A 22,017-nucleotide genomic window follows, 5' to 3' on the forward strand; every position below is an offset into this window, starting at 1 on the left:
ACCCGCCCGCCGTCGGCGTGGACGGGGATCAAGGCGAGTGTTGGTCAGGATTGGCCCCACGCCCCCCGACCTTCGGGACTTCGGGAAACCGAAGCTTCCGGGTCCCGGTAAGGCCCCAACTGGGCCACCCGCTGGGACGCTGATGGAAAACGACCACGCGGAGCGCTCGGCTTCGTCGAAACGGTTATTCTATTTTCCTCCGGACGTGGTCCGGACGCTCCGCGACCCTTTTCACCAACTCGCAGCGAACGCGCGAGGTCGCGAACCTGCGCCTCAGTGCTTGCCGCGGTCGCGTCCGAAGTTCGGCTCAGCGCTTTCCTGGCCGGCCGCCACGATGCCGCGACGGATGGCGCGGGTGCGGGTGAAGTGGCTGTGCAGGGTGTCGGCGTCGCCCCAGCGGATGGCGCGGCTCATGGCCTGCAGGTCCTCGGTGAAGCGGCCCAGCATCTCCAGCACCGCGTCCTTGTTGGCGATGAAGATGTCGCGCCACATCGTCGGATCACTGGCGGCGATGCGGGTGAAGTCGCGGAAGCCCGAGGCCGAGAACTTGATGACCTCGCTCTCGGTGACGTTCTCCAGATCGGCCGCGCTGCCGACGATGGTGTAAGCGATCAGGTGGGGCAGGTGGCTGACCACGGCCAGCACCAGGTCATGGTGCTTGTCGTCCATCAGCTCGACCTGGGCCCCGAACGCGCGCCAGAAGGCCGACAGCTGGGCGACGGCGGCGGCGTAGCGCTCGTCGTCGCTTTCGAAGGGCGTCAGGATCGTCCAGCGGTTCTCGAACAGCTCGGCGAAGCCGGCGTCGGGACCCGACTGCTCGGTGCCGGCGATCGGGTGGCCGGGAATGGCGAAGATCTTCGAGATGTCCTGGGCGCGGAAGGCCTCGGCGACATTGGCCTTGGTCGAGCCGACGTCGGTCAGGGTGGCTCCGGGCTTCATGGCCGGGATGACGATGGCGGCCACTTCGGGCGCCGACAGCACCGGGGTGGCGATCACGACCAGATCGGCGTCGCGCACCGCCTCGGCGATGTCACCCGTCACATGGTCGGCGATGCCCAGCTCAACCACGCGGGCCCGGTGGGCCTCGCTGGCGTCGGCCACGGTGATCTGGCTGACCACGCCGTGAGCGCGGGCCGCGCGGATCACCGAACCGCCGATCAGGCCGCAGCCGATCACGGTCATCTTGGGATAGAGGATACCGGGCTTGGACATCAGCGACCCACGAACTGCGTCAGCAAATCCACCACGGCGCGGTTGTGCTCTTCCAGACCGATGGTGATGCGGATGGCGTTGGGCAGACCGTAGTTGCCGACGGCGCGGACCAGATAGCCCTTGCTAGCCAGGAATTCCTCGGCCTCGCGGGCGGTCTTGCCCGGGACGTCGGGGAAGTTGACCAGCACGAAATTGGCCGCCGACGGCGTGACCTCAAGGCCAAGCCCGCCCAGCTGCTGGGCCAGATATGGCCGCCACTGTTCGACCAGGGCCACGGAGCGGGCCTGGAATTCGAGGTCGGCCAGGGCGGCGACGGCCGCCTCCTGACCGGGGATCGAGGTGTTGAACGGCGGACGGATGCGCTCGATCGGCTCGATGATCCCGGCCGGTCCATAGCCCCAGCCGACACGCAGGCCGCCAAGGCCGTGGATCTTGGAAAAGGTGCGGGTGACGATGACGTTTTGCGCCGTGCGGGCCAGGTCCAGGCCATCCTCGAAGCGCGGATCGGTGGCGAATTCGGCATAGGCTCCGTCCAGCACCAGCACCACCGACGGCGGGATGGCGGCGTGCAGGGCGCGGATTTCCTCGCCGGTCAGCCAGGTGCCGGTCGGGTTGGCGGGGTTGGCGATGAACACCAGGCGGGTGCGCTCGTCGATGCATTTGACCACTTCGTCGGCGTCAATGCGCTGGTTCGGCTCGCGGGCCATCCGCACTTCGCCCTGGCAGGCGCGGGCCCCGATGGCGTAGGCGGCGAAGCCGTGCTCGCCCTGAACGATATTGTCGCCGGGCTCCAGATAGACCTGGCACAGCAGGGCGAAAATCTCGTCACTGCCGTCGCCGAAGGTCAGGCGTTCGGGCTCAAGCCTGTAGCGCTCGGCCACGGCGGCGCGCAGGCCATTGGCCTTGCCGTCCGGATAGAGGTGCAGGCGGTCGACGGCGGCGCGATAGGCGTCCTTGGCCGCGTCGCTGCAGCCCAGAATGTTCTCGTTGCTGGACAGCTTCACCGGATGGGCGATGCCCTCGACCTTGGATTTGCCGCCGACATAGGCGTGGATATCCATGATGCCCGGCTTGGGCATGGGACGCTGCGCGGCGAAGCGGTCGGAGGCGGGAGCGGTCATCTTGGAACTCAGTCTGAACTGGCCGTCGTCTTACACGTCGCCCACTTAAACGTCGAACGGCGTGGGCGCAGCCCCGATGACGCCGGTCAGCTTGCCGGGGGCCTGGGCCAGGCGCGCGTCATTGACCTGGAAGAAGCCCGACAGCGAGAACAGCTTCAGCCCGCCGGACTCGGCCAGGGGCTCGGCGGCGACGCCGCTGGGGCTCAGGGCCTCGACGATGGCGGCGGCGCTCTTGCCCGAGTCGGTGACCCAGAAGGTCTGGTCGCCGCCGGTGGGCTCGACCTCGACCTCGGCCACGGCCAGGGCGGCCTGCGGGCCCCAACGGTTCAGGCAGGGCAGGGCGGCGAAGATCTTCAGCTTGGGTTCCGCCAGCAGGCGGCCCCACCAGTTGCTGTCCGGCGTCAGGGCCAGCACGCCGACGCCCCAGGGCGTTTTGGCGGCGGCGAGCACGTCCTTGGCTTCGGCCATGACCTGCATGCGCGGCGCGGTTCCGAACCGCAGGCGGGTCAGCTCGACGGCGCGGGTCGGATCCTTCCCGCCCCAGACGGCCAGATGATACGGGCCCTGGCGGGCCAGGTTGTCGCTCATCACCTCGCGCCAGACGCGGATGATCAGGGCGTCGTTGGCGGCGGTGCGCGGGGCGGCCAGCAGCTTGCGGATGATCAGGGCCTCGCGGCCGGGACGCAGGCCAAAGCCCGTATCGCCCGCCGCGCGCTTGGCCGCCGCGACGGCGCCGGCCAGGGCGGCCCGCTCGTCCAGCAGCTTCAGCAGTTCACCATCAATGGCGTCCAGTCGCCATCGGACCTCGTCGAGAGACGGAGGCGCGTCGGCCGCGTCGGTACCCATGTTTATCCCCGAAATTGGAGGCCGGACCATAGTCCTTGCCGCCGCCGGCGCAATAGCTGGCGTTCACGGCAAGAAACTTGCGCGGCCCCGCGCTCAATAGACGCGCGGCGAGGGCCCGGTGTCGATGGTTCCCAGACGGGTGCGGCCTTCCTGCAGGATCAGGCTGGCCTCGATGACCGGCTCGCGTCCCAGGGCCTGGGCGGCGGCGGCCAGGATCTGCTCGGGCGTCCGGGCGGCCCGGGGATCGACCCGCTCCTTGAGGGCGACCTCCAGCTTGCCCTGCAGCCGGCCATTGGCGTCGACGGTCAGGGCCCCCGACTTGGCCGTGCCTTCGGCCTCACCGGCGCTGATCCGGGCGTTTTCCATGGTGATCGCGCCGCCGGCCGCGCTCCAGTCGCGCACGGCGTCAGCCCAGTTGTCGCCGCGCAGGGTCGAGACCCTGCTGAGGCGGGCGTCCAGGATCATGTCGGCGGTGTTTTCCTGGGCGATGCGGCCCAGCAGGCCGGTGAAATTGGCCCGGGCGCCCTCGGCCTTGAACAGGATCGCGGCCTGATCTTCGGGGCCGGGGCGCAGGTGCAACTGCATGGTCTGGGCCGATCGCAGCGGGAAGGGCGCCGCCTCGGGCGCAGTCGAGAACACCAGGCCCGCGCCTTCGATCGAGATGCGGGGCGGGTGCTGCTTCAGGCCCGCCAGGCTGGCGCGCAGGGCCGTGCCGGCGATGGCGACGTCGCCGCCCTCCGGCCGTGTCAGCAGGGCGCCGCGCGGGGCCACGGCCACCCAGTGGTCCAGGCCATAGATCATCGCTTCGGCTCTCAGCTCCGGAATGCGCAGGGCCCAGCCGGACGGCTCGGCGACGCGGGCGTCGGCCAGGGTCACGTCGAGGCGGAACGGAAAGCCGGAAAAGCTGCGGGCGCTCCACGACAGGTCATAGCCGCGCGCCTTCAGCGACGCTGAGGCCGTGTCCATCCGCTGCTCGGCCTGATTGCGCAGCCAGAACCAGCCGACGCACCAGGCCGCTGCGAAGATCAGCGCGATGATGAAAGGCGCAAACAGACCTCGTCTGCGGACTTTGCGGGGCGGCGCGGCGTCGGTAAGGGTCATGAAAGAGCGCGTCCAGTCGGGATTGAAGATGAGCGTAGAGAGCGGAGACCGTTGGGTGTTCGGATACGGATCGCTCATGTGGCGTCCCGGGTTCCCGTTTGTAGAGCGAAGACGCGCGGTTCTCCACGGCCGTCGTCGCGCCTTCTGCATCTATTCGGTCCATCACCGGGGAACCTATGAGCGTCCGGGACTGGTCCTGGGCCTGGCGCCCGGCGGTTCGGTGCGCGGCGCGGCCTATCGGGTGGCGGCGGCGGAATGGGAAGAGGTCTACGGCTATCTGCGCGAGCGCGAGCAGCCGACCGAGACCTATTTCGAGGCCTGGAGCGATCTGAAGATCGACGGCGAGGCAGGCAAGGTCTCCTCGCTGGTCTTCCTGTCGGACATGAAGCACAGCCAGTGGGCCGGGGCGCTGAGCCTGGAACAGCAGGCCGACCTCATCGCCGGCGCCAAAGGGTTGTCGGGCCGCAACATCGACTATCTGTCCGACCTCGTCGGCCACCTGCGCGAGGACGGCGTGCGCGATCACGCGATGGAGGCGCTGCTCAAGCTGGTCGCGGCGCGGGAGGGCGGCCCTGCGAATCCCTCTCTCTGAGAGAGAGGGCGGGGCCCGCCGCCGCAGGCGGTGGGAGGGTGAGAGGTTTCACCGTTGGCAGGGAAAGCTCGATTTCTGCCGTTGAGCAGCCGGAATGGGTGCAGAGCGAAAATCAGGTCAGCACCTGAAACCCGACATTTGACCCTTGGACCGCAAGCGGACGTCGCCAAGGTCCGCTACGGGTGGTTGTCGGACGTCACCGACTGAACGCCAAGGTCACACTCTCGCCGAAAGGAGGCTGGCTGACTGCTTCGAACCAGTCCTGTCGGAAGCCCGGCAGCGCCTTCAGGTGCTCCACTAGAGCAAGCCATTCAGCAGCCTCCTCGTGGCAGAACCACGTGTGTCCATCAGCCTCGACCTCACAACAGATGAGATCGGTGGTGATTTCATCCCGCTTGAAGAAGACCACTTTCGTGACGCTCGACAGAGGGATGTTAGCGGAGGTGGCGTTCAGCAAGGCAGGCATGAACCAACGTCGCAAGAAGGCCATCTGTCCGCAATGAGTGGAAAGCCGACATCAACTCGTTATCGTTGACGCCTCGTCGAATGCGTTCGGAAGTCTCGATGCTCAAACCTTTGCTTCTGGCAATCGGCCTTGCAACGCTCATCGTCACGGGATGGCTGCTGACCGACGCTCGCACGCGACTGACGCTCTTAGAGCCGAATGGGTTTATTCAGTCCGGTAGCGCGTTGGGTGTGGCGGTCGGCGACACTCGATCAAACGCTCAGCGAGCGCTACTCACGCAGGGCATGGCTATAGGAGGCACGACCAAAGGCGGGATGTGTTTTTACCGTGCGGTGAAGCGGGATCGCCAGCTGGACCTCTTTTTCGTCCAGTCGTGGCATGGCGGCGTGGTGTGTGTCGTGTCGCGCAATGAACGCGTAGAAGAGTTGATTTGGGCCTTCCAACCAATCTCGCTCTGAGGTCCGGAATGGGTGGGTTGCGGACGTCAGGCTCAGCAGCGCCCCCTCCGTCACGTCGCCTATCGGCGCCGCGCCACCTCCCCCGTACGCTTCGCTACGGGGCAGGAGAAGAACAGCTTCACCCTCCTGCCCCGTGAAACGGGGGAGGTGGCGCGATGCGAATACGCATCGTGACGGAGGGGGCGTTCGACGTCGGCCGTCTTTCCGGGCAAACTGAACGTCTCACTAGGCTCGAAAGCTGACAGCGCTCCATCCTGCTAGTCTGTAACCTCTCACCCTCCCACCGCTGCGCGGCGGGCCCCTCCCTCTCTCTCAGAGAGAGGGATCATTAAATCCCCTCGTCCTCGAGCGCCTTGGTCGCCGTGTCGATCCGGGTCTGCAGTTCGCGCATGAACTCGCCGCGTTTCAGGCCGGCTGGGATGGGCGGGAGGTATTCGAACACGATGGTGCCCGGCTTGACCAGGAAACCCTTGCCCCAATGGACGCCGCAGTTCAGGGCCAGGGGCGTGACCGGCAGGTCCAGCTCACGATAGAGGGCGGCGATGCCGGGCTTGTAGTCGCCGGGAACGCCGACGGCACCGCGGGTGCCTTCGGGGAAGATCACCACCTGGCGAACCTCCTTCATCTTCTCTAGCGTGTCGCGGACCAGCTTCTTGAGGGCCGTCGAATGGCCGGCGCGGTCGACGACGACCATGCCCGCCTTCAGGCCATGCCAGCCAAACAGCGGCACGTTCAGAAGTTCCTTCTTCATCACGAAACAGGCGTCGGGCAGCAGGCCAAACTGGCTGAAGACGTCGAACATCGACTGGTGCTTGGCCGCGATCAGGGCGGGGCCGGTGGGCAGGTATTCGCGGCCGCGCACCTCGACCTTGATGTCGGCGATCCAGCGCAGGCCGAAGAACAGGCCCTTGGACCAGAAGGTCAGGGCAGCCACCGCGAAGCGGCGCGGCAGGGGCAGCAGGGCCACCATCCAGGTCGAGGTGAAGATCGACCAGAGCCAGAAATACAGCTGGAACAGAAACGAACGCAGATAGATCAAGATGCTTCCTTCGCCGGTTCGCCGGCCTCGTCCTTGGGGCCCAATCCCAGGAACGCCTCGCGGCCCAGAATCGCCAGGTACTTGCAGTATTCGACGATCATCCGCCGCGCGCCGGCGTTCTGCTTCCACCAGCGATGGGCGTCGAGGCCTTCAGTGGCGACGGGATAGGGATAAAGCACAGTGTCAGGCATGGTTGCGCGCAGCTCCAGCATCGAGCGCGGCATATGATAGTCGGCCGTCACGACGATCAGGCTATGATAGCCCTTGGCCTTGGCCCACTCGGCCGTTTCCCTGGCGTTGCCGATGGTGTTGGCGGCGGCGAAGCCCAGGTCCACGCAGCAGTCATAGATCGGCTTGACGGCCTTGGTGACGTTGAGAACGTCCTCGCGGGTGGCCTCGCGATTGACGCCGGAGATCAGCAGGCGCTTGCCCTTGCCGGCTTCTAGAAGCTTGGTGGCGGCTTCCAGCCGGATGTTCGAGGCGCCCGTCAGCACCACGACGCCATCGGCGATCGGCGGCTCGCGGGCGGGGATCGATTGCTCGACGCGGCTCGAGAACGCCAGCAGGCCGACGGCCCAGACCATCACCAGGATCAACAGGGCTGCGAGGCTTTTCACGGCATGCTCCTCAAAAGTCGCAACGCAGCAAGGCGGGCGGTCAGGCCCGCGACGAGGGCGGCGATCAGCGGGCAGGGCAGCGGCGCCAGCAGATCGATCCAGGCCAGGGGCAGGATCGGCGCCAGGCCCGAACCGCCGCCCAGGGTCCGTAACGCCGCGCCGATGATGGTCGCGCCCGCGCCGCCCAGCAAGCCCGCGATGGCGGCCATGCCCGCGAACCGCCACTGGAACAGGCCGGCGATAAACCGGGCTTCCGCTCCGGACAGGTGCAGCACCTCGATCACGTCGGCCCGCGCCGCCAGTCCGGCCCGCGTGGCGAAGGCGATCACCGAAGCCGCCGCCGCCGCGATCAGGGCGAACACGCCCAGCGCCGCCCAGCGGGCCAGGCCGGCGCTGCGTTCGATATCGGCGATCCAGCGGCTGTGATCATCGACGACGGCGTCGACACCGGCGGCCTTCAGCGCCTGGTCCAGCGCCGTGGCGGTGGCGGGTAGCAGGGGGTCCAGATCCAGGGTGACAAGGCGCGGGGTGGGCAGGTCGTCGACCAGGGCCTCCTTGCCGATCCAGGGGACCAGCAGTTCCTCGGCCTTGTCTTTGGTCAGGGCGCGCGCCTCGACCACGCCCTTGACCCCGGCCAGGGCCTCGGCGGCGCGGGCGGCGGCGGAGTCGGGGGTCTCGTTGGGACGGGCGCGGACCACCACGGTCGCTGATCCGGTCAGCTGATTGGTCCAGCCCTCAGCCGCGCGGTTGGCGGCCAGGGCGGCCAGGGCCGTCAGGCAGGCCAGGAAGCACAGCACGGCGACCACGAAGACCAGCGAGCCGTCGCGGGCGTCGCGCGGCGGCAGCAGCGGGCCCGGCCGCCAGCGCTCGACCTGAAAGACCTCGCTCATGCGTCGCCGCCTTCGACCAGACGGCCATGCTCGAGATGCAGGGTGGGCTGGCCGGCGCGGGCCACGACATCCTCGTCATGGGTGGCGATCAGCACGGTGGTGCCCAGACGGTTGAGCTCGACGAACAGCCGCAGCAGTCGCAGCGACATGGCCGGATCGACATTGCCGGTCGGCTCGTCGGCCAGCAGCACGTCGGGCCGGTCGACCACGGCGCGGGCGATGGCCAGGCGCTGCTTTTCACCGCCCGACAGGGTGGCGGGCAGGGCATGCATCCGTTCACCCAGTCCGACCCAGGTCAGCAGTTCGGCGACGTCGTCGCGATAGGTGGCGGGCTTGCGCTGCAGGATACGGAGCGGAAGGGCGGCGTTGTCGAACACCGACAGGTGCTCCAGCAGCCGGAATTCCTGGAAAACCACCCCGATCCGGCGGCGCAGGAACGGCAGGTCGCCGGTCGGTAGAAGGCTGACATCGCGGCCGAAAAGCTCCACGCGACCCCGTGACGCACGGTGGGCCAGATAGATCAGCTTGAGCAGGGAACTCTTGCCCGCGCCCGAAGCGCCGGTCAGGAAGTGAAACGACCCGGGAGCCAGAGAAAACCCAATGTCTCTTAGCGTTTCCGGCGCGCGGCCGTAGCGCATCGACACGCCCTCGAAGCGAACCACGGGGAGGGCGTCATCGCCCTGATCTGCCTCGATCCGCAAGGAGGTGTCGCCGGGGTTTCTGGACATCAGGGACAAAATCAGCGACCCCATTTGTTAATGCGGGGAGCCTACGATTCGCGGCCATGATACTGACCTGTCCGGAGTGCGCCAGCCGCTATTTCGTCGACGACTCCAAGGTCGGTGCGGCTGGTCGTGTCGTGCGTTGCGCCTCGTGCGGCCACCGCTGGACCGCCCGTAACGAGGAGTCCACGGACCTCTTCGACGAGCCTTCCGACGCCACCCTGGCCAGCGACGCCGCCATGGCCTCACTGGACGCCGCTGAGACCAGTGCGACCGTTGAACCCGAACCTGAACCGCCGGTCAGCGCCCTCCCGGGCGAGGAGCTGCCCAAGGTGTTCCGGGCCCGCGCCGACGCCGAGCGTCGCCTGCGCGAGGCGACGACCACGGGCGTGGTCTGGGCCGGCATGGCCGCCGCCATGGCCTCGATGGTCGTCGGCGCCCTGATCTTCCGCATCGACATGGTGCGCCTGTGGCCCGCCACGGCCGGGGCCTATGCCAGCGTCGGCCTGCCGGTGAACACGGTCGGGCTGGTGATCGAGAACATCAAGGCCGAGCCCTCGCTGGAAGACGGCCACGCCGCCGTGACCATCACTGGCATCATGCGCAACATCACCGACCATGCGGTGGTCGCCCCGCCGCTGCGGGTCGAGCTGCGCAACGCCAAGGACAAGCGCGTGGCCGGCCGCATCGCCGCCGCCGCCGATCCCAAGATCCCGCCTAGCGAGATCCGCCACTTCGCCATCACCATCCTGGACCCGCCCCGCACCGCCAAGGATCTGGTCATCGACTTCGCGGTCGAGCCCGGCGCGGCCAAGGCGGTCAAGGCCGCCCTGAAGACCCCGGCCAAGCACGCGGCGGACCCCGAACTGTCCCTGCGCGGCGCTCAGGATGCGCCTGCCGAGGCAGATGCGGCTGGACATGAACCCTCGGGACATGAGACCGGAGCGGAAGCCACTCCTCCCTCTGACTCTCACGAACCCGCGCATCATGAATGACACCGCCCAACCCGAAGTCCTGATTTCGGAAGCCGACATCGCCCAGCGCGTTCAGGCCCTCGCCAACGCCATCGCTCCGCGCATCGACGACGACACGGTCTGCGTCTGTCTGCTGACCGGCGGTCTGTGGTTCGCCGCCGACCTGACCCGGGCCTTGTGGAAGGCGGGCCGCAATGTCCGCTTCGACGCCCTGTGGCTGGCCTCGTATCACGATGAGCGCAAGAGCACCGGCCGCTGCGAGGTCCGCGCCGACCTGCAACGTCCGCTGATCGGCCGCCGGGCCCTGGTGGTGGATGACGTGTTCGACAGTGGTCTGTCGCTGAGCGAAGCCTCGCGCCTCGTCAAGGACGCCGGCGCCAGCGAAGTGATGACCGCCGTCTTCGCCCGCAAGCCCTGGCCGACCCAGCGCGGCATGGAGCCCGACTTCGTCGCCTGGGAAGCCCCGGCCCGCTACCTCGTGGGCTACGGCCTCGATGACGAGGGCAAGAGCCGCGGCCTGCCTTACATCGGCGCGATGGACTGATCGCGCTCTAAGCGCTTGATTTAGAGCCTTTTTATACGCCTCACATGGTCCATGTGAGGCTAAAGGCTCTGGCGTTCTGCCTCCGCCCGCGTTAGCAGACCGCCCATGATCCGCCTCGACAATATCTCCAAGCAAAACGGCCACCAGATCCTGTTCATCGAAGCTTCGATGGGCATCCAGAAGGGTGAAAAGGTCGGGCTCGTCGGCCCCAACGGCGCCGGCAAGACGACGCTGTTCCGCATGATCACCGGTCAGGAGCAGCCCGACGACGGGCTGGCCGTGATCGATGCCGGCATGACGATCGGCTATTTCAGCCAGGATGTCGGTGAGATGTCGGGCCAGAGCGCGGTCGCCGCCGTGATGGATGGCGTCGGTCCCGTCAGCGCCCTGGCCAGCGAAATGGCCAGGCTTGAGGCGGCCATGATCGATCCGGACCAGGCCGACGAAATGGACACGATCCTCGAGCGCTATGGCGAGGTGCTGGAACGCTTCCAGGAACTGGACGGCTATGCGCTGGACGCACGGGCGCGCGAGGTCCTGGCCGGCCTGAGCTTCAGCCAGGAACGCATGGACGGCGATGTCGGTCTGCTGTCGGGCGGCTGGAAGATGCGCGTGGCCCTGGCCCGCATCCTGCTGATGCGGCCCGACGGCATGCTGCTGGACGAACCCAGCAACCACCTGGACCTGGAAAGCCTGATCTGGCTGGAGGCCTTCCTCAAGAACTACGAGGGCGCCCTGCTGATGACCTCGCACGACCGGGCGTTCATGAACCGCATCATCGGCAAGGTGGTCGAGATCGACGCGGGAACGCTGATTACCTATTCGGGCGATCTGGACTTCTACGACCAGCAGCGCGCGCTCAGCGAGGCGCAGCGCCAGGCGCAATACGAGCGCCAGCAGGCCATGCTGGCTAAGGAAATCAACTTCATCGAGAAGTTCAAGGCGCGCGCCTCGCACGCCGCCCAGGTCCAGAGCCGGGTCAAGAAGCTCGACAAGATCGAACGCGTCGAGGCGCCGCGCCGTCGCCAGTCGGTCAAGTTTGATTTCCAGAGCCCGCCGCGGTCGGGCGACGACGTGATCAGCCTGCGCAATGTCCACAAGGGCTACGGGGCCCAGCCGATCTATGAGGGCCTGGATTTCCTGGTGCGCCGCAAGGAACGCTGGTGCGTGCTGGGCGCCAACGGGGCCGGCAAGTCGACGCTGCTCAAGCTGGTGGCCGGCGACACCAAGCCCGACCAGGGCGTGGTCAATATCGGGGCCAGCGTCAGGATGGGCTATTTCGCCCAGCACTCCATGGACCTGCTGGACGGCGAAGAGACGATCTTCCAGTCCATGGAGGGCTCGTTCCCCCAGGCAGGCCAAGGCGCGCTGCGCACCCTGGCGGGCTGTTTCGGCTTCTCCGGCGACGATGTCGAAAAGCCCTGCCGCGTGTTGTCCGGCGGCGAGAAGGCGCGTCTGGTCATGGCCAAGATGCTGTTTGATCCGCCCAACCTGCTGGTGCTCGACGAGCCGACCAACCACCTGGACATGGCCACCAAGGAGATGCTGGTCGCGGCCCTGGCCGACTTCGAGGGCACCATGCTGTTCGTCTCGCACGACCGCCATTTCCTGGCGGCCCTGAGCAACCGCGTGCTGGAACTGACCCCCGAGGGCGTCCACCAGTACGGCGGCGGCTATACGGAATATGTCACCCGCACGGGCCAGGAAGCGCCGGGGCTGCACCCGGGCGGGTAGGGTAGGCGAGGGTCGCCTTTTGGCGGCGGCGCCGATTTCCGCTTCCGACCCATTGCGGACGTCAGATGCTCCCCCCCTGGGGGAGCTGTCGCGGAGCGACTGAGGGGGCAGCGCTGGCTTGGGTTCAGTGGAGCTCTATCGAGGCCAGCGCCGCGCTGCCCCCTCCGGCCCTCCGGGCCACCTCCCCCAAAGGGGGAGGATCTAAAGTCCGCTTCCCACCCTAAGCTGACCTTCAAAACTCCCGCTTGCGAGCGGGGGGGAGGTCAATCCCCGTGCTCTCACGAGCATAGGCGCCCCTCGCGCCCAACAAATTCAACGCCCTAACCCCGCGACCCAGCGTCACGATCCAAAATCGACGCAGCCCCCTCCAAAACGCCCGCATAATCACTCTCGCCCCGCCACTGGGGAGGCCGTCCAGCTGGCGACCTGACGGGTGGTGGGGGCGGTCGAGCGGGTCGTGTTCGTCTGTGGTTGTTCGAAGGTCCCGGCGGGATCGGTTTGCGAGGCGTGGGTGGCTCCGAGTGGGTCGTCGGGCGCTTCGGGCCGTGTTGATCCGGGAGCCCCCTTGGGCGACGGCGGCGAGCGCTGCAGGCGCGGGCTGAAATCGCCCGCGCGGTCCGGAGGGGTCGCTTCCCTTCCGCCCGTCGGGGGCCTCTGATCGGGAGCGGGTTAAAACCCCGCGCCCCGAGGGCTCACTGGAAAATCGACCGCGCGGAGCGCTCCGGCCCCGGCCGAAACGGTACTCCACTAAACCCTCTTCCGGGTCTGGCCCGGACGCTCCGCCGCCTCCCCAAGTGTCTCGGGGGCCAAACTTGCCGGTCAAACCGGTGAGGATGCGAACCTGTGCGTCCCGTCCCAGGGCAGGCCCGGCGCCAGCCCTGTCGGCAGGGATCGAACTGGATCAGGCCGGTAGGCCTCAGGCCGACATCACCTCAGAGAGGGTCGAGAACAGCAAGGCCAGTTGTATCGGTTTGGCGACCGTGGCGTTGATGCCCATCCCCTCATAGTCCTTGAGCTGATGGGCCATGGCGTTCGCGGTCAAGGCGATGATGGGCGTCGCCTGCCGCCCCGTCGAAAGCTCCTGTTCCCGTATCATGCGGCTGGCCTCCAGGCCGCCCATGACCGGCATATTGATATCCATCAGGATCACATCCCAGGATTCCAGGCGCCAGGCCTCCAGCGCCTGGAGGCCATTGTCGACCACCGTCAGTGTGGCGCAGGCTGGCTCAAGCAGGGTGCGCAGCACCAGCTGGTTGATGTGATTGTCCTCAGCGGCGAGAATCCGCAGCGCGCCCTGCGATCTCACTGTGACCAGGTCCGGCAGGATGGCCGCTGGCGCGCCCTCTTCGGCACGCGGGATCGGCAGATGGACGGTGAAGGTTGAGCCGATCCCGGGCTGGCTTTCCACGGTAATCGAGCCGCCCATCAGGGCCGCGAGGTTGCGGGCGATGCCCAAACCAAGCCCGGTCCCGCCAAAGCGGCGGTTGATCGAGGCGTCGGCCTGGCGGAACTGCTCGAAGATCTCGTTTAGCATTTCTGGGGCTATGCCGATGCCCGTATCGAAGACGGCAAGTTCAAGCCCGTCCTCGGTTGAGCGGCCCTGGAAGCCGACCTGTCCATGCTCGGTGAACTTGATGGCGTTCGAAATCAGGTTGTAGACGATCTGCCTTATTCGCGTCGGGTCGCCGCAATAGCGGCCCTCAACGGCGGAAATGTCGCAGGAGAAGGACAGGCCCTTCTTGTTCGCGAGGGCGGTAAAGGCCGCATAGGCTCCGCTGCATAAATCGCCCATGTCGAAGGCGATCGACTCCAGGGACATCTGCCCGGCTTCTATCCGGGAAAGGTCGAGCAGATCGTTGAGAATGGCCAGCAGGGTTTCGGCCGACCTCAGAACAATATCGAGCCGCGAGTGCTGGCGGGCGTCGACCGCGTCCTGGATCATGGCCTGGGTCATGCCGAGAATGCCGTTCAGGGGTGTGCGGATTTCGTGGCTCATGACCGACAGGAAGGTCGACTTGGCCTCATTGGCCGCCTGGGCCTGATTGCGGGCACGCCGCAGGTTGTCGACCAGGTCGGTCATCTCCGCCATCAGCACCGACTGCATGGCTACCGCCGTGCCCATGGCCAGGGACTGGTCCGCCTGGGAGAAGTCGGCGATGGTCAGTCCCGTTGCGGCCCAGCTGGACGCGGCCCTGACGGAATGGGCAAGGCAGAACAGGTAGCCCTGCGCCAGTTCGATCACGGTTCCGGCAAGCTGTATGCGGCCATCATGGGACCGAAGCTGAATGGCGACCTTGTTTCGGGCGGCCATGGCCGGATCCAGGGCCATGATCGGTCGTTCGACGACAAACAGGCTGGCCAGGGACGCCCCCGCCACGGCGCCCGGCAGCAGTCGCGCGATCGACCGGCCGACACTTTGCAGATTGAGGCCGGCGTCTGTCAGCAGGTGACAGGGAAACAGATCGTCAAGCTGCTGGCCCGTCAGTTCAAAGCTTTGGCTCACGCGGCATCGGGCTCCGCGAGGGTGATGGTAAAGATCCGGGCATCGCCGTCCTGGCCGCTGAACTCTACCAACCCGGGCGTCGCAAATTTTTCCAACATGCCGTCGAGCAGGCCACAGACGAAGCTCTCCAGTCCCGCCCGCTTGGAATAGTAGGCCAGCCGAATGGAGCGGTCGTCCTGAGACAGGACAGAAAACTGCGGCAGCTGCGCTCCGGGCATGGCGAGCTGAATGCTGGCATGCATCTGGTCGAGGTTGTTGAGGGACTCCAGTAGCGAGGTTCCGAGGATCTGAAGCACGCCGGCATACGGTCCTTGAGCGGAGGCCCGGACCCAGTGCCGGCCGAAGGCATGAAGGGTGTCTTCGACTGTCAGACCTGCAGTGGCGGCTGCCGCGCTGATCAGTCTGAATGTCACGTCATCAGGGTAGGACTGGACACTGACCAGAATGGCGTCATCAAGATCGGCGGCGTTCAGGGTTTTGTCCCAGGCCTGCGCCCCGAACTGCTCGAGGATCATGTCCCGCGCAGATCTGTGTATCATTCCGAACATCTAGGCTGCTTCCCTGGTACTCAACACGCCTGGGCCCCCCCAGGCCCACGCAGCCGCCAAGGCCGCAGGCTTCTGAACACACCGCTAAGGTCCAGATTGGTACGAGATTTCATGCCGCCGCAGCGTGCCTTAAATACCCGAAACGGGTAGTTTTGAGGCCCCGCGACATGAGAGCGATCAGCCGGCCCTCTGTCCTTTTCCCTTTATCGTAACAGTTTCCGAGCCTCGATAGCGGTACCCGGCGTCACTATGCCAAATCGTCGCAGCCCCCTTTAAGGCGTCCGCAGGCATCGCCTCCCGCCATCGCAAGGGGAGGGCCTTCGGCGGGCCCGCCGCGTGAAGTCGCGTGGCGATGTCGGTGCTCAGACCCAGTCGGGGATCAGGTCGCGGGCCAGCATCTCTTCATAGGACGGCCGGGCGCGGATCACCGCGAACCTGTCGCCGTCGACCAGTACCTCGGGCACCAAGGGCCGGGTGTTGTATTCGCTGGCCATGGCCGCGCCATAGGCCCCGGCCGACATGAAGGTCACCAGATCGCCCGCCGCCAGCGGCGGCAATAGACGGTCACGGGTAAAGGTGTCGCCGGTCTCGCAGATCGGGCCGACCACGTCATAGGGGCCGGCGTCGCCGTCACGCTTCACCACGGGGCGGATGTCGTGGAAGGCGTCGTACATGGCCGGGCGCAGCAGGTCGTTCATGGCCGCGTCGATGACCAGGAACTTGCGGCCCTCGGGGCGCTCGTGAACGTGGATGACCTCGCTGACCAGCACGCCGGCATTGGCGGCGATCACGCGGCCCGGCTCGAAGGCCAGCTTGACGGGCAGGCCGGCCGTCACCTCGCCGACCATCGCCGCGAAGGCGGCGGGCGAGGGCGGTTCGGGCATGTTGAAATAGGGCACGCCCAGGCCGCCGCCCAGGTCGAGCCGCTCGACCGACAGGCCTTCGCCCAGCAGTTGCTCGACCAGGCCCCGCATCTTGCTGAACGCCTCGCGCATCGGCGCAAGGTCGGTGATCTGGCTGCCGATGTGGCAGGCCACGCCGATGGGCTCCAGCGCGGCGTTGTTGCTGGCGTTGGCATAGAGGCGGGCGGCTTCGGCGAACGAGACGCCGAACTTGTTCTCGGCCTTGCCGGTGGCGATCTTGGCGTGGCCGCCGGCCGCGACGTCGGGATTGACCCGGAAGGCGATCTTGGCGCGGACGCCCAGCTCGGCGGCGACGGCCGCGACCAGGTTCATCTCGGGCTCGGACTCGACATTGATCTCGGCGACGCCGACCCGCAGGGCGAACTCGACCTCGCGCCGGGTCTTGCCGACGCCGGAAAAGACGATGCGGTCGCCGGGAATGCCGGCGGCCAGGGCGCGGCGGACCTCGCCTTCGGAGACCGTGTCGGCCCCGGCGCCCAGATCGCCCAGGACCTTCAGCACCGCGACATTGGAGTTGGCCTTGACCGCATAGGCGATCAGCGGATCGGCGACGCCGGACAGTTCCAGCGCGTCGCGAAACACGGTGAAGTGCCGCTCGAGCGTGGCGCGGGAATAGACATAGACCGGCGTGCCGACCTGCGCCGCGATGCGCGCCAGGGGGACGCCTTCGCAGGCCAGGCCCTCGGGGCCGTACTCGAAGTGATTCACGTCAAAGCCTAATTCGGGGTCGCGCCTGGGAAGCCCGCCGCCGACGGGCCGCCGAACGGGTTGGGAGCGGTGCCGGCCAGCGGCGCCGCGCGGACGGTGCGGTTGCTGGACGCCGGATCCATGATTTCCTGGGCGCCACCCACGCGGGCCGGCTGGTTGGCCGTGCCGGAAGCCGCGCGGCGCTGAGCTTCCCAGGCGGCTTTCTTCTGGGCGTCCCACATCGGGGCGGGACGTTCCAGTTCGGCCTGCTTGCCGCAACCCGTAAGAATGGGGGCAGTCAGGGCCAGGGCGGCGAGGGTCAGAAGAGCGAGAGGGCGCAGGGTCATCCGAGCAGTTCCTTCCAACGCGCAATCTGGGCGCGGACCTGGGCGGGAGCGGTCCCGCCATAGCTTATGCGGCTGGCCGCCGAGGCGGCCGGGGTGAGGATGGCATAGACCTCGGCGGTGATCTTGGGCTCGATCGCCTGGAACTGTTCCAGGGTCAGATCCGCCAGATCCACGCCCAGGCCTTCGGCCGTCTTCACGGCCGAACCTGTCACGTGGTGGGCGTCGCGGAAAGGCATGTTCAGCGTCCGCACCAGCCAATCGGCCAGATCGGTGGCGGTCGAGAACCCTGCGCCGGCGGCGGCGGCCATCTTGTCGGTGTTGGGCGTCAGGTCGGCGATCATGCCAGCCATGGCCAGCAGGGACAGTTCCAGGGCGTCGAAGGCCTCGAAGGTCGGGACCTTGTCCTCCTGCATGTCCTTGGAATAGGCCAGCGGCAGACCCTTCATGACCACGGTCAGGGTGGTCAGGCTGCCCAGGATGCGGCCGACCTTGGCGCGGATCAGCTCGGCGGCGTCGGGGTTTTTCTTCTGCGGCATGATCGAGCTGCCGGTCGTGAAGGCGTCAGTCAGCTTGATGAAGCCGAACATCGGCGTCGTCCACAGCACGATTTCCTCGGCCAGGCGCGACAGGTGCGTGGCGGTGATCGATGCGGCCGACAGGGCTTCCAGCGCGAAGTCGCGGGCCGAGACGCTGTCGAGCGAATTGGCGGTCGGACGATCGAAGCCCAGGGCCTTGGCCGTGGCGTGGCGGTCGATCGGGAAGGGCGAGCCGGCCAGGGCGGCGGCGCCCAGCGGGCACTCGTTCATCCGGGTGCGGGCGTCGCGGAAGCGGCTGGCGTCGCGGCCGAACATCTCGACATAGGCCATCAGGTGATGGCCGAAGGTCACCGGCTGGGCCGGCTGCAGATGGGTGAAGCCCGGCATCAGGGCGTCGGCATAGGTCTCTGCCTGGGCGAGAAGCGCGCGCTGCAGGGCGTCGAGCTGGGCGGCCGAGCGGTCGCAGGCCTCGCGAACCCAGAGGCGGAAGTCCACCGCCACCTGGTCGTTGCGCGAACGGGCCGTGTGCAGGCGACCAGCCACCGGGCCGATCAGCTCGCGCAGCCGGGCCTCGATGTTCATGTGGATGTCTTCGTATTCGTCACGGAACGGGAAGGTCCCGGTCAGCAGCTCGTCCTCGATCCTGGCGAGCCCTTCGAGGATTTCCTCGCCATCGCTACTTGCAATCACACCTTGGCTGATCAACATCCGGGCATGGGCGCGGGAGCCCGCCAGATCCTGCGCCCACAGGCGCTTGTCGAAGCTGATGCTGACATTGATCGCCTGCATCAACTCCGCCGGTTTGGCCGAAAACCTGCCGCCCCACATGGCTTGCCCCTCTCCGCCCTTGGCGGTGTCGGGTTTTTCGGAGGCGTTGTCGGTCATATGAGCGAAATCCAGTCGAACGAGAACGGGGTGGGCGAGAACGGAACCGGCGCGACAAAACGCAGTCCGTTACAGTGGGCGATCGGCGCCGCCATGCTCGTCGGCGTCGCGGCGGTTCTATACGTCATCGCCGCCGCTTCGTTCAAACCCTCAGGGCCGGCCGACCTCAATGAATTCAAGCGGGCCTCGCTGGTAAAGCTCGACGTGCCGTCGACGCCCCGCGCCGCGCCAGGCACAACCTTCTTCGACGAGGCCGGAAAGCCGGTCACCCTTGCCGATTTCAAGGGGCAGGTCGTGGTGCTGAACCTCTGGGCCACCTGGTGCGCGCCCTGCAAGAAGGAGATGCCGACCCTGGCCAAGCTGGCGGCCGCCTATGCGACCCAGCCGTTCAAGGTGCTGCCGGTCAGCGTCGACCGGGATTCGGACCTCAACCTGGCCCAGGCCGAGATGGCGGCCAATGCGCCGCTGAAGCTCTATCGCGATCCGTCCTACAAGATGTCGTTCGAGATGGAGCCACGCGCGGCGGGCTATCCGACCACGGTGATCTACGACAAGCAGGGCCGCGAGCGCGCCCGGCTCTCGGGCGACGCCGACTGGGCTAGCCCCGAAGCGCGGGGTCTGGTCGAGAAGCTGCTGGCCGAGTAGCGGGCGATTGGACGTCGATCCCGCCGTTCTGGAACCGATCGCTGACCGGGCCTGGCCGGCGCGCGAACGCTCGGCGCTCGGCGGCTGGCGGCTGAACGCTGCCGAAGGCTGGTCGATGCGGACCAATGCCTGCTGGCCGCTGGGCGAACCGGATCGCGAGATCGAGACGGCGATCGACGCGGCCGAAGCCTGGTTCCAGGCGCGAGGCTTGCCGCCGCGCTTCAAGCTGACCGACGGCGCGACAATGCCGGAAGACTTGCCGCAACGTCTTTCGCGGCGGGGCTATGCGGACGGCAAGAAGACCCTGGTGATGATCGGCCCCGCCCTGGGACAATCCGATCCGGAAGTGACCCTTTCCGCCGCGCCCGACCCCAGCTTCGAGGCGGTGCTCACGGCCTCGGCGGGCGGCAATTTCGATGACGCCCGGGAGCGGCTGGAAACCCTGGCCCGCATCCCGGCCCCGGCGCGTTTCGCACGCCTGGTCGTCGATGGACAGCCCGCGGCCCTGGGCGCCTGCGCCGTGGAGGGCGAGTGGGTCGGGGTGTTTGGCATGCGCACGACGCCTGAGCATCGTCGCAAAGGCCTCGCGCGGAGGGTGCTCGGGGCCCTGCTGGCCGAGGCGGCCCTGCTGGGCGCGCGTCGCGCCTATCTGCAGGTTGAGGCCAGCAACGGGCCGGCTATCGCCCTCTATGAACGCGACGGGTTTGCGGCCGGCTACGCCTATCGCTACTGGGTCCGCTAGACACCCATCTCCGCGCGCAGGTCCGCTGGCGTGACTCCCGCCGCCCTGAGTTCGCGCAGGGTCTGGGCCCTGTCGCGCTTGGCGTAGCGCTTGCCGTCAGGGCCGGTCAGCAGGCGGTGGTGACGATAGGTCGGCGTGGGCAGGTTCAGCAGGGCCTGCAGCAGTCGCTGGATGTGCGCCGCCTCGAACAGGTCCTCGCCACGGATGACGTGGGTGACGCCTTGCAGGGCGTCGTCCAGAACGACCGCCAGATGATAGGCGACGCCGACGTCCTTGCGCGCCAGCACGATGTCTCCAGCGCTTTCGGGACGGGCCTGAATCAGACCGGACTGACCGTCAGGGCCGGCCCCCTCCTCAAAGAAGGTCAGGTCATCGAACCCGCCGAGCGCCTTTTTCGCCGCTGACAGCGATAGCCGCCAGGCGAAGGCCTCGCCCCGCTCCAGGCGTTCAGCCTCTTCGGCGGGCGACAAGGGACCGCCGATGAAGGGCGTTTGCGGCGCGTGCGGCGCGCGACCGATATCCAGCTCCTTGCGGGTGCGAAAGCAGCGATAGACGAGGCCGCGCTCGCGCAGGGCCTCGATGGCGGCGTGGTAGTCGGCCAGATGCTCGGACTGGCGGCGGACGGGCTGTTCCCAGTCCAGACCCAGCCAGGCCAAATCCTCCGCGATCGCCGCCTCATATTCGGGCCGGCTGCGGGTGGCGTCGATGTCCTCGATGCGCAGGATGAAGCGCCCGCCCGCAGCGCGCGCGGCCTCGAAAGCCGTCAGGGCCGAAAAGGCATGACCGCGATGCAGGTAGCCCGTCGGCGACGGCGCGAACCGGGTGGCGAACGCCAAGGGCTCAGCCCCGGTCGAACTTCGTGAACATGCCCAGGTGTTCGAATACGGCCCGCAGGAAGGCGTCTTCGCCGCCCAGCAGCTCCTTGAGCGGCGCGAACTGCTTGAAGCTGATCATCTCGGCCAGGCCATGGCCCGCGCACCAGGCCGCGATGGTGGCCAGTTCCAGATCGATGTCGGTAACCCCGCCACTGGACTGTTCGGAGATGGTGTTGCGCACCTGGCAATAGGCGCCTTCCTCTTTCATCTGTTCGGGCAAGGCGTCCTTGTCGCGCGAACAGTCGTACATCACGCGGTAGAGGGCGGGGTTGTCGCGCGCGAACTGCACATAGGTCACGCCGATGCTGGTCATCCGGTCGCGCGCATTGGTGGCTGAGGCGCGAGACTGGGTCAAAGCGGCATCCAGCGCCAACCAGCCCTCGTGGGCGACCGCTTCCAGCAGTTCGCCCTTGTCCTTGAAGTGGTGATAGGGCGCTGCGGGGCTGACGCCAGCTTCACGCGCCACTGCGCGCAGGGACAGCGCCGCCGGACCGTCCTTTTCCAGAATGCGGCGAGCGGCATCGACCAGGGCACGGCTCAGGTCGCCGTGGTGATAGGGGCGGGATTCGGTAGCTGCGTTGGTCATCGTCCTCACTCTAGCGCCTCCTTTCCAAAATTTCATCCAAGCACTGTAAAGATTATCTTGACGGCGTTTAGATCGATGCTATCTAAACACCGTCCAGATCGGACAGGGCTCCGACCGGCAACCGGCTGGGCCGACTAACCAAGAGGGATTTGCATCATGCTCCGCTCGCTCAAAGCTTTTGAAACCACCTTCGACCGGCTGGCCGGCGGTTACTTCCTTGTGCTCGCCCTGGCTGTCGCCGGCGCCGTCGCGGGCGTCGTTCTGTAAGGTCGCTTTGTCCGCGAACGACGGGGCTGGTTCTGCAAAAGACCGTCCCGCCGTCGCGTTCGCTGCTGGCTTGCGAGGCGCCCGCGCTTGAAACGCTTTGCGCCGGAGGCTAGCACAAGGAGCCGACGCGCCTGGGACCTTCGGTCCGCGCCGGGAA

General features: G+C 67.1%; 24 protein-coding genes. 8 read left to right on the forward strand and 16 right to left on the reverse strand.

All coding sequences use genetic code 11. The features are described from left to right. Window positions 1–273 precede the first annotated feature (273 nt). The 4 genes from ACW176_RS13345 to ACW176_RS13360 form a co-directional block, all read right to left on the reverse strand. Window positions 274–1,212 (reverse strand): prephenate/arogenate dehydrogenase family protein, encoded by a 939-nt coding sequence (locus ACW176_RS13345; RefSeq protein WP_492109461.1) that lies wholly within the window; start codon window positions 1,210–1,212, stop codon window positions 274–276. Beyond that, a complete protein-coding gene (gene hisC, locus ACW176_RS13350) occupies window positions 1,212–2,333 on the reverse strand; it encodes a histidinol-phosphate transaminase (RefSeq protein WP_492109462.1) in 1,122 nt (373 codons plus the stop codon). The genes ACW176_RS13345 and hisC overlap by 1 nt, the downstream gene beginning before the upstream one ends. Before the next feature lie 45 nt (window positions 2,334–2,378). After that, on the reverse strand, window positions 2,379–3,179 hold the full coding sequence (locus tag ACW176_RS13355; RefSeq protein WP_492109463.1) for a chorismate mutase: 801 nt from the start codon (window positions 3,177–3,179) through the stop codon (window positions 2,379–2,381). Window positions 3,180–3,272: 93 nt separating this feature from the next. Beyond that, on the reverse strand, window positions 3,273–4,280 hold the full coding sequence (locus ACW176_RS13360; protein ID WP_492109464.1) for a DUF2125 domain-containing protein: 1,008 nt from the start codon (window positions 4,278–4,280) through the stop codon (window positions 3,273–3,275). A gap of 28 nt (window positions 4,281–4,308) precedes the next feature. On the opposite strand from ACW176_RS13360, the gene ACW176_RS13365 reads away from it, so the two are divergent. After that, a complete protein-coding gene (locus ACW176_RS13365) occupies window positions 4,309–4,872 on the forward strand; it encodes a gamma-glutamylcyclotransferase (RefSeq protein WP_492109465.1) in 564 nt (187 codons plus the stop codon). A gap of 196 nt (window positions 4,873–5,068) precedes the next feature. Here the strand turns inward: ACW176_RS13365 and ACW176_RS13370 are convergent, their stop codons facing one another. Next, window positions 5,069–5,338 (reverse strand): hypothetical protein, encoded by a 270-nt coding sequence (locus ACW176_RS13370; RefSeq protein WP_492109466.1) that lies wholly within the window; start codon window positions 5,336–5,338, stop codon window positions 5,069–5,071. An 80-nt stretch (window positions 5,339–5,418) separates the two neighbouring features. Between ACW176_RS13370 and ACW176_RS13375 the strand changes: the two genes are divergently transcribed. Next, entirely contained in the window at window positions 5,419–5,796 is a 378-nt protein-coding gene (locus ACW176_RS13375) for a hypothetical protein (RefSeq protein WP_492109467.1), read from the forward strand. 328 nt (window positions 5,797–6,124) lie between these two features. Here ACW176_RS13375 and ACW176_RS13380 read toward each other — a convergent pair whose 3' ends face one another. From ACW176_RS13380 to ftsE, 4 genes are read right to left on the reverse strand one after another with little or no spacing between them, the layout of a single operon-like run. Beyond that, window positions 6,125–6,835: a lysophospholipid acyltransferase family protein gene (locus ACW176_RS13380; RefSeq protein WP_492109468.1), complete on the reverse strand. Its 711-nt coding sequence runs from the start codon at window positions 6,833–6,835 to the stop codon at window positions 6,125–6,127. Then, window positions 6,832–7,452 carry a YdcF family protein gene (locus ACW176_RS13385; RefSeq protein ID WP_492109469.1) on the reverse strand — a complete coding sequence of 207 codons (621 nt, stop codon included), beginning with the start codon at window positions 7,450–7,452 and terminating at the stop codon, window positions 6,832–6,834. Before ACW176_RS13385 ends, ACW176_RS13380 begins: the two co-directional genes overlap by 4 nt. Further along, window positions 7,449–8,342, reverse strand: a complete 894-nt coding sequence (locus ACW176_RS13390) for a cell division protein FtsX (RefSeq protein ID WP_492109470.1) — start codon at window positions 8,340–8,342, stop codon at window positions 7,449–7,451. Before ACW176_RS13390 ends, ACW176_RS13385 begins: the two co-directional genes overlap by 4 nt. After that, window positions 8,339–9,043 (reverse strand): cell division ATP-binding protein FtsE, encoded by a 705-nt coding sequence (gene ftsE / locus ACW176_RS13395; protein ID WP_419321472.1) that lies wholly within the window; start codon window positions 9,041–9,043, stop codon window positions 8,339–8,341. Before ftsE ends, ACW176_RS13390 begins: the two co-directional genes overlap by 4 nt. A gap of 83 nt (window positions 9,044–9,126) precedes the next feature. On the opposite strand from ftsE, the gene ACW176_RS13400 reads away from it, so the two are divergent. From ACW176_RS13400 to ACW176_RS13410, 3 genes are all read left to right on the forward strand, one after another. After that, window positions 9,127–10,059 (forward strand): MJ0042-type zinc finger domain-containing protein, encoded by a 933-nt coding sequence (locus tag ACW176_RS13400; RefSeq protein ID WP_492109471.1) that lies wholly within the window; start codon window positions 9,127–9,129, stop codon window positions 10,057–10,059. After that, window positions 9,998–10,582 carry a phosphoribosyltransferase gene (locus ACW176_RS13405; RefSeq protein WP_492109472.1) on the forward strand — a complete coding sequence of 195 codons (585 nt, stop codon included), beginning with the start codon at window positions 9,998–10,000 and terminating at the stop codon, window positions 10,580–10,582. Before ACW176_RS13400 ends, ACW176_RS13405 begins: the two co-directional genes overlap by 62 nt. Window positions 10,583–10,687: 105 nt before the next feature. Further along, the gene (locus tag ACW176_RS13410; RefSeq protein WP_492109473.1) at window positions 10,688–12,316 is read left to right on the forward strand and encodes an ABC-F family ATP-binding cassette domain-containing protein; all 1,629 of its coding nucleotides are present in this window, start codon (window positions 10,688–10,690) and stop codon (window positions 12,314–12,316) included. Between the two features lie 916 nt (window positions 12,317–13,232). On the opposite strand, the gene ACW176_RS13415 is transcribed toward ACW176_RS13410, so the two are convergent. The 5 genes from ACW176_RS13415 to argH all read right to left on the reverse strand — a co-directional run bounded on the left by ACW176_RS13415 (window position 13,233) and on the right by argH (window position 18,745). After that, entirely contained in the window at window positions 13,233–14,819 is a 1,587-nt protein-coding gene (locus tag ACW176_RS13415) for an ATP-binding protein (protein WP_492109474.1), read from the reverse strand. Next, window positions 14,816–15,367 (reverse strand): heme NO-binding domain-containing protein, encoded by a 552-nt coding sequence (locus ACW176_RS13420; RefSeq protein WP_492109475.1) that lies wholly within the window; start codon window positions 15,365–15,367, stop codon window positions 14,816–14,818. The genes ACW176_RS13415 and ACW176_RS13420 overlap by 4 nt, the downstream gene beginning before the upstream one ends. Before the next feature lie 362 nt (window positions 15,368–15,729). Then, window positions 15,730–16,998, reverse strand: coding sequence for a diaminopimelate decarboxylase (lysA, locus tag ACW176_RS13425; protein ID WP_492109476.1), 1,269 nt, complete (start codon window positions 16,996–16,998; stop codon window positions 15,730–15,732). 8 nt (window positions 16,999–17,006) lie between these two features. Further along, a complete protein-coding gene (locus ACW176_RS13430) occupies window positions 17,007–17,324 on the reverse strand; it encodes a hypothetical protein (protein ID WP_419317387.1) in 318 nt (105 codons plus the stop codon). Beyond that, on the reverse strand, window positions 17,321–18,745 hold the full coding sequence (gene argH / locus ACW176_RS13435; RefSeq protein WP_492109477.1) for an argininosuccinate lyase: 1,425 nt from the start codon (window positions 18,743–18,745) through the stop codon (window positions 17,321–17,323). Before argH ends, ACW176_RS13430 begins: the two co-directional genes overlap by 4 nt. On the opposite strand from argH, the gene ACW176_RS13440 reads away from it, so the two are divergent. Together ACW176_RS13440 and ACW176_RS13445 are read left to right on the forward strand one after the other, a co-directional pair. Then, the gene (locus tag ACW176_RS13440; RefSeq protein ID WP_492109478.1) at window positions 18,746–19,390 is read left to right on the forward strand and encodes a TlpA family protein disulfide reductase; all 645 of its coding nucleotides are present in this window, start codon (window positions 18,746–18,748) and stop codon (window positions 19,388–19,390) included. It begins immediately after the preceding gene. Window positions 19,391–19,397: 7 nt separating this feature from the next. After that, window positions 19,398–20,132 carry a GNAT family N-acetyltransferase gene (locus ACW176_RS13445; protein ID WP_492109479.1) on the forward strand — a complete coding sequence of 245 codons (735 nt, stop codon included), beginning with the start codon at window positions 19,398–19,400 and terminating at the stop codon, window positions 20,130–20,132. On the opposite strand, the gene gluQRS is transcribed toward ACW176_RS13445, so the two are convergent. Next, window positions 20,129–20,968 carry a tRNA glutamyl-Q(34) synthetase GluQRS gene (gene gluQRS, locus ACW176_RS13450; RefSeq protein WP_492109480.1) on the reverse strand — a complete coding sequence of 280 codons (840 nt, stop codon included), beginning with the start codon at window positions 20,966–20,968 and terminating at the stop codon, window positions 20,129–20,131. The two genes, ACW176_RS13445 and gluQRS, sit on opposite strands and share 4 nt — an antisense overlap. 4 nt (window positions 20,969–20,972) lie before the next feature. Beyond that, window positions 20,973–21,593, reverse strand: coding sequence for a TetR/AcrR family transcriptional regulator (locus tag ACW176_RS13455; protein ID WP_492109481.1), 621 nt, complete (start codon window positions 21,591–21,593; stop codon window positions 20,973–20,975). A 156-nt stretch (window positions 21,594–21,749) separates the two neighbouring features. On the opposite strand from ACW176_RS13455, the gene ACW176_RS13460 reads away from it, so the two are divergent. Further along, window positions 21,750–21,860, forward strand: a complete 111-nt coding sequence (locus tag ACW176_RS13460) for a hypothetical protein (protein ID WP_419317381.1) — start codon at window positions 21,750–21,752, stop codon at window positions 21,858–21,860. Window positions 21,861–22,017: the final 157 nt, after the last annotated feature.

This window comes from Caulobacter sp. FV1ye13L (genome assembly GCF_058681155.1).

Excerpts from the sequence above, each read along its gene's own strand:
- ACW176_RS13410 (WP_492109473.1), top strand. The coding sequence starts at position 10,688 with ATGATCCGCCTCGACAATATCTCCAAGCAAAACGGCCACCAGATCCTG.
- ACW176_RS13370 (WP_492109466.1), bottom strand. The coding sequence starts at position 5,338 with ATGCCTGCCTTGCTGAACGCCACCTCCGCTAACATCCCTCTGTCGAGC.
- ACW176_RS13440 (WP_492109478.1), top strand. The coding sequence starts at position 18,746 with ATGAGCGAAATCCAGTCGAACGAGAACGGGGTGGGCGAGAACGGAACC.
- ACW176_RS13405 (WP_492109472.1), top strand. The coding sequence starts at position 9,998 with ATGAGACCGGAGCGGAAGCCACTCCTCCCTCTGACTCTCACGAACCCG.
- ACW176_RS13365 (WP_492109465.1), top strand. The coding sequence starts at position 4,309 with ATGAGCGTAGAGAGCGGAGACCGTTGGGTGTTCGGATACGGATCGCTC.
- ACW176_RS13460 (WP_419317381.1), top strand. The coding sequence starts at position 21,750 with ATGCTCCGCTCGCTCAAAGCTTTTGAAACCACCTTCGACCGGCTGGCC.
- ACW176_RS13420 (WP_492109475.1), bottom strand. The coding sequence starts at position 15,367 with ATGTTCGGAATGATACACAGATCTGCGCGGGACATGATCCTCGAGCAG.
- ACW176_RS13430 (WP_419317387.1), bottom strand. The coding sequence starts at position 17,324 with ATGACCCTGCGCCCTCTCGCTCTTCTGACCCTCGCCGCCCTGGCCCTG.
- ACW176_RS13355 (WP_492109463.1), bottom strand. The coding sequence starts at position 3,179 with ATGGGTACCGACGCGGCCGACGCGCCTCCGTCTCTCGACGAGGTCCGA.
- ACW176_RS13390 (WP_492109470.1), bottom strand. The coding sequence starts at position 8,342 with ATGAGCGAGGTCTTTCAGGTCGAGCGCTGGCGGCCGGGCCCGCTGCTG.
- hisC (WP_492109462.1), bottom strand. The coding sequence starts at position 2,333 with ATGACCGCTCCCGCCTCCGACCGCTTCGCCGCGCAGCGTCCCATGCCC.
- ACW176_RS13455 (WP_492109481.1), bottom strand. The coding sequence starts at position 21,593 with ATGACCAACGCAGCTACCGAATCCCGCCCCTATCACCACGGCGACCTG.
- argH (WP_492109477.1), bottom strand. The coding sequence starts at position 18,745 with ATGACCGACAACGCCTCCGAAAAACCCGACACCGCCAAGGGCGGAGAG.
- ACW176_RS13400 (WP_492109471.1), top strand. The coding sequence starts at position 9,127 with ATGATACTGACCTGTCCGGAGTGCGCCAGCCGCTATTTCGTCGACGAC.
- ACW176_RS13360 (WP_492109464.1), bottom strand. The coding sequence starts at position 4,280 with ATGACCCTTACCGACGCCGCGCCGCCCCGCAAAGTCCGCAGACGAGGT.
- ACW176_RS13375 (WP_492109467.1), top strand. The coding sequence starts at position 5,419 with ATGCGTTCGGAAGTCTCGATGCTCAAACCTTTGCTTCTGGCAATCGGC.
- ACW176_RS13345 (WP_492109461.1), bottom strand. The coding sequence starts at position 1,212 with ATGTCCAAGCCCGGTATCCTCTATCCCAAGATGACCGTGATCGGCTGC.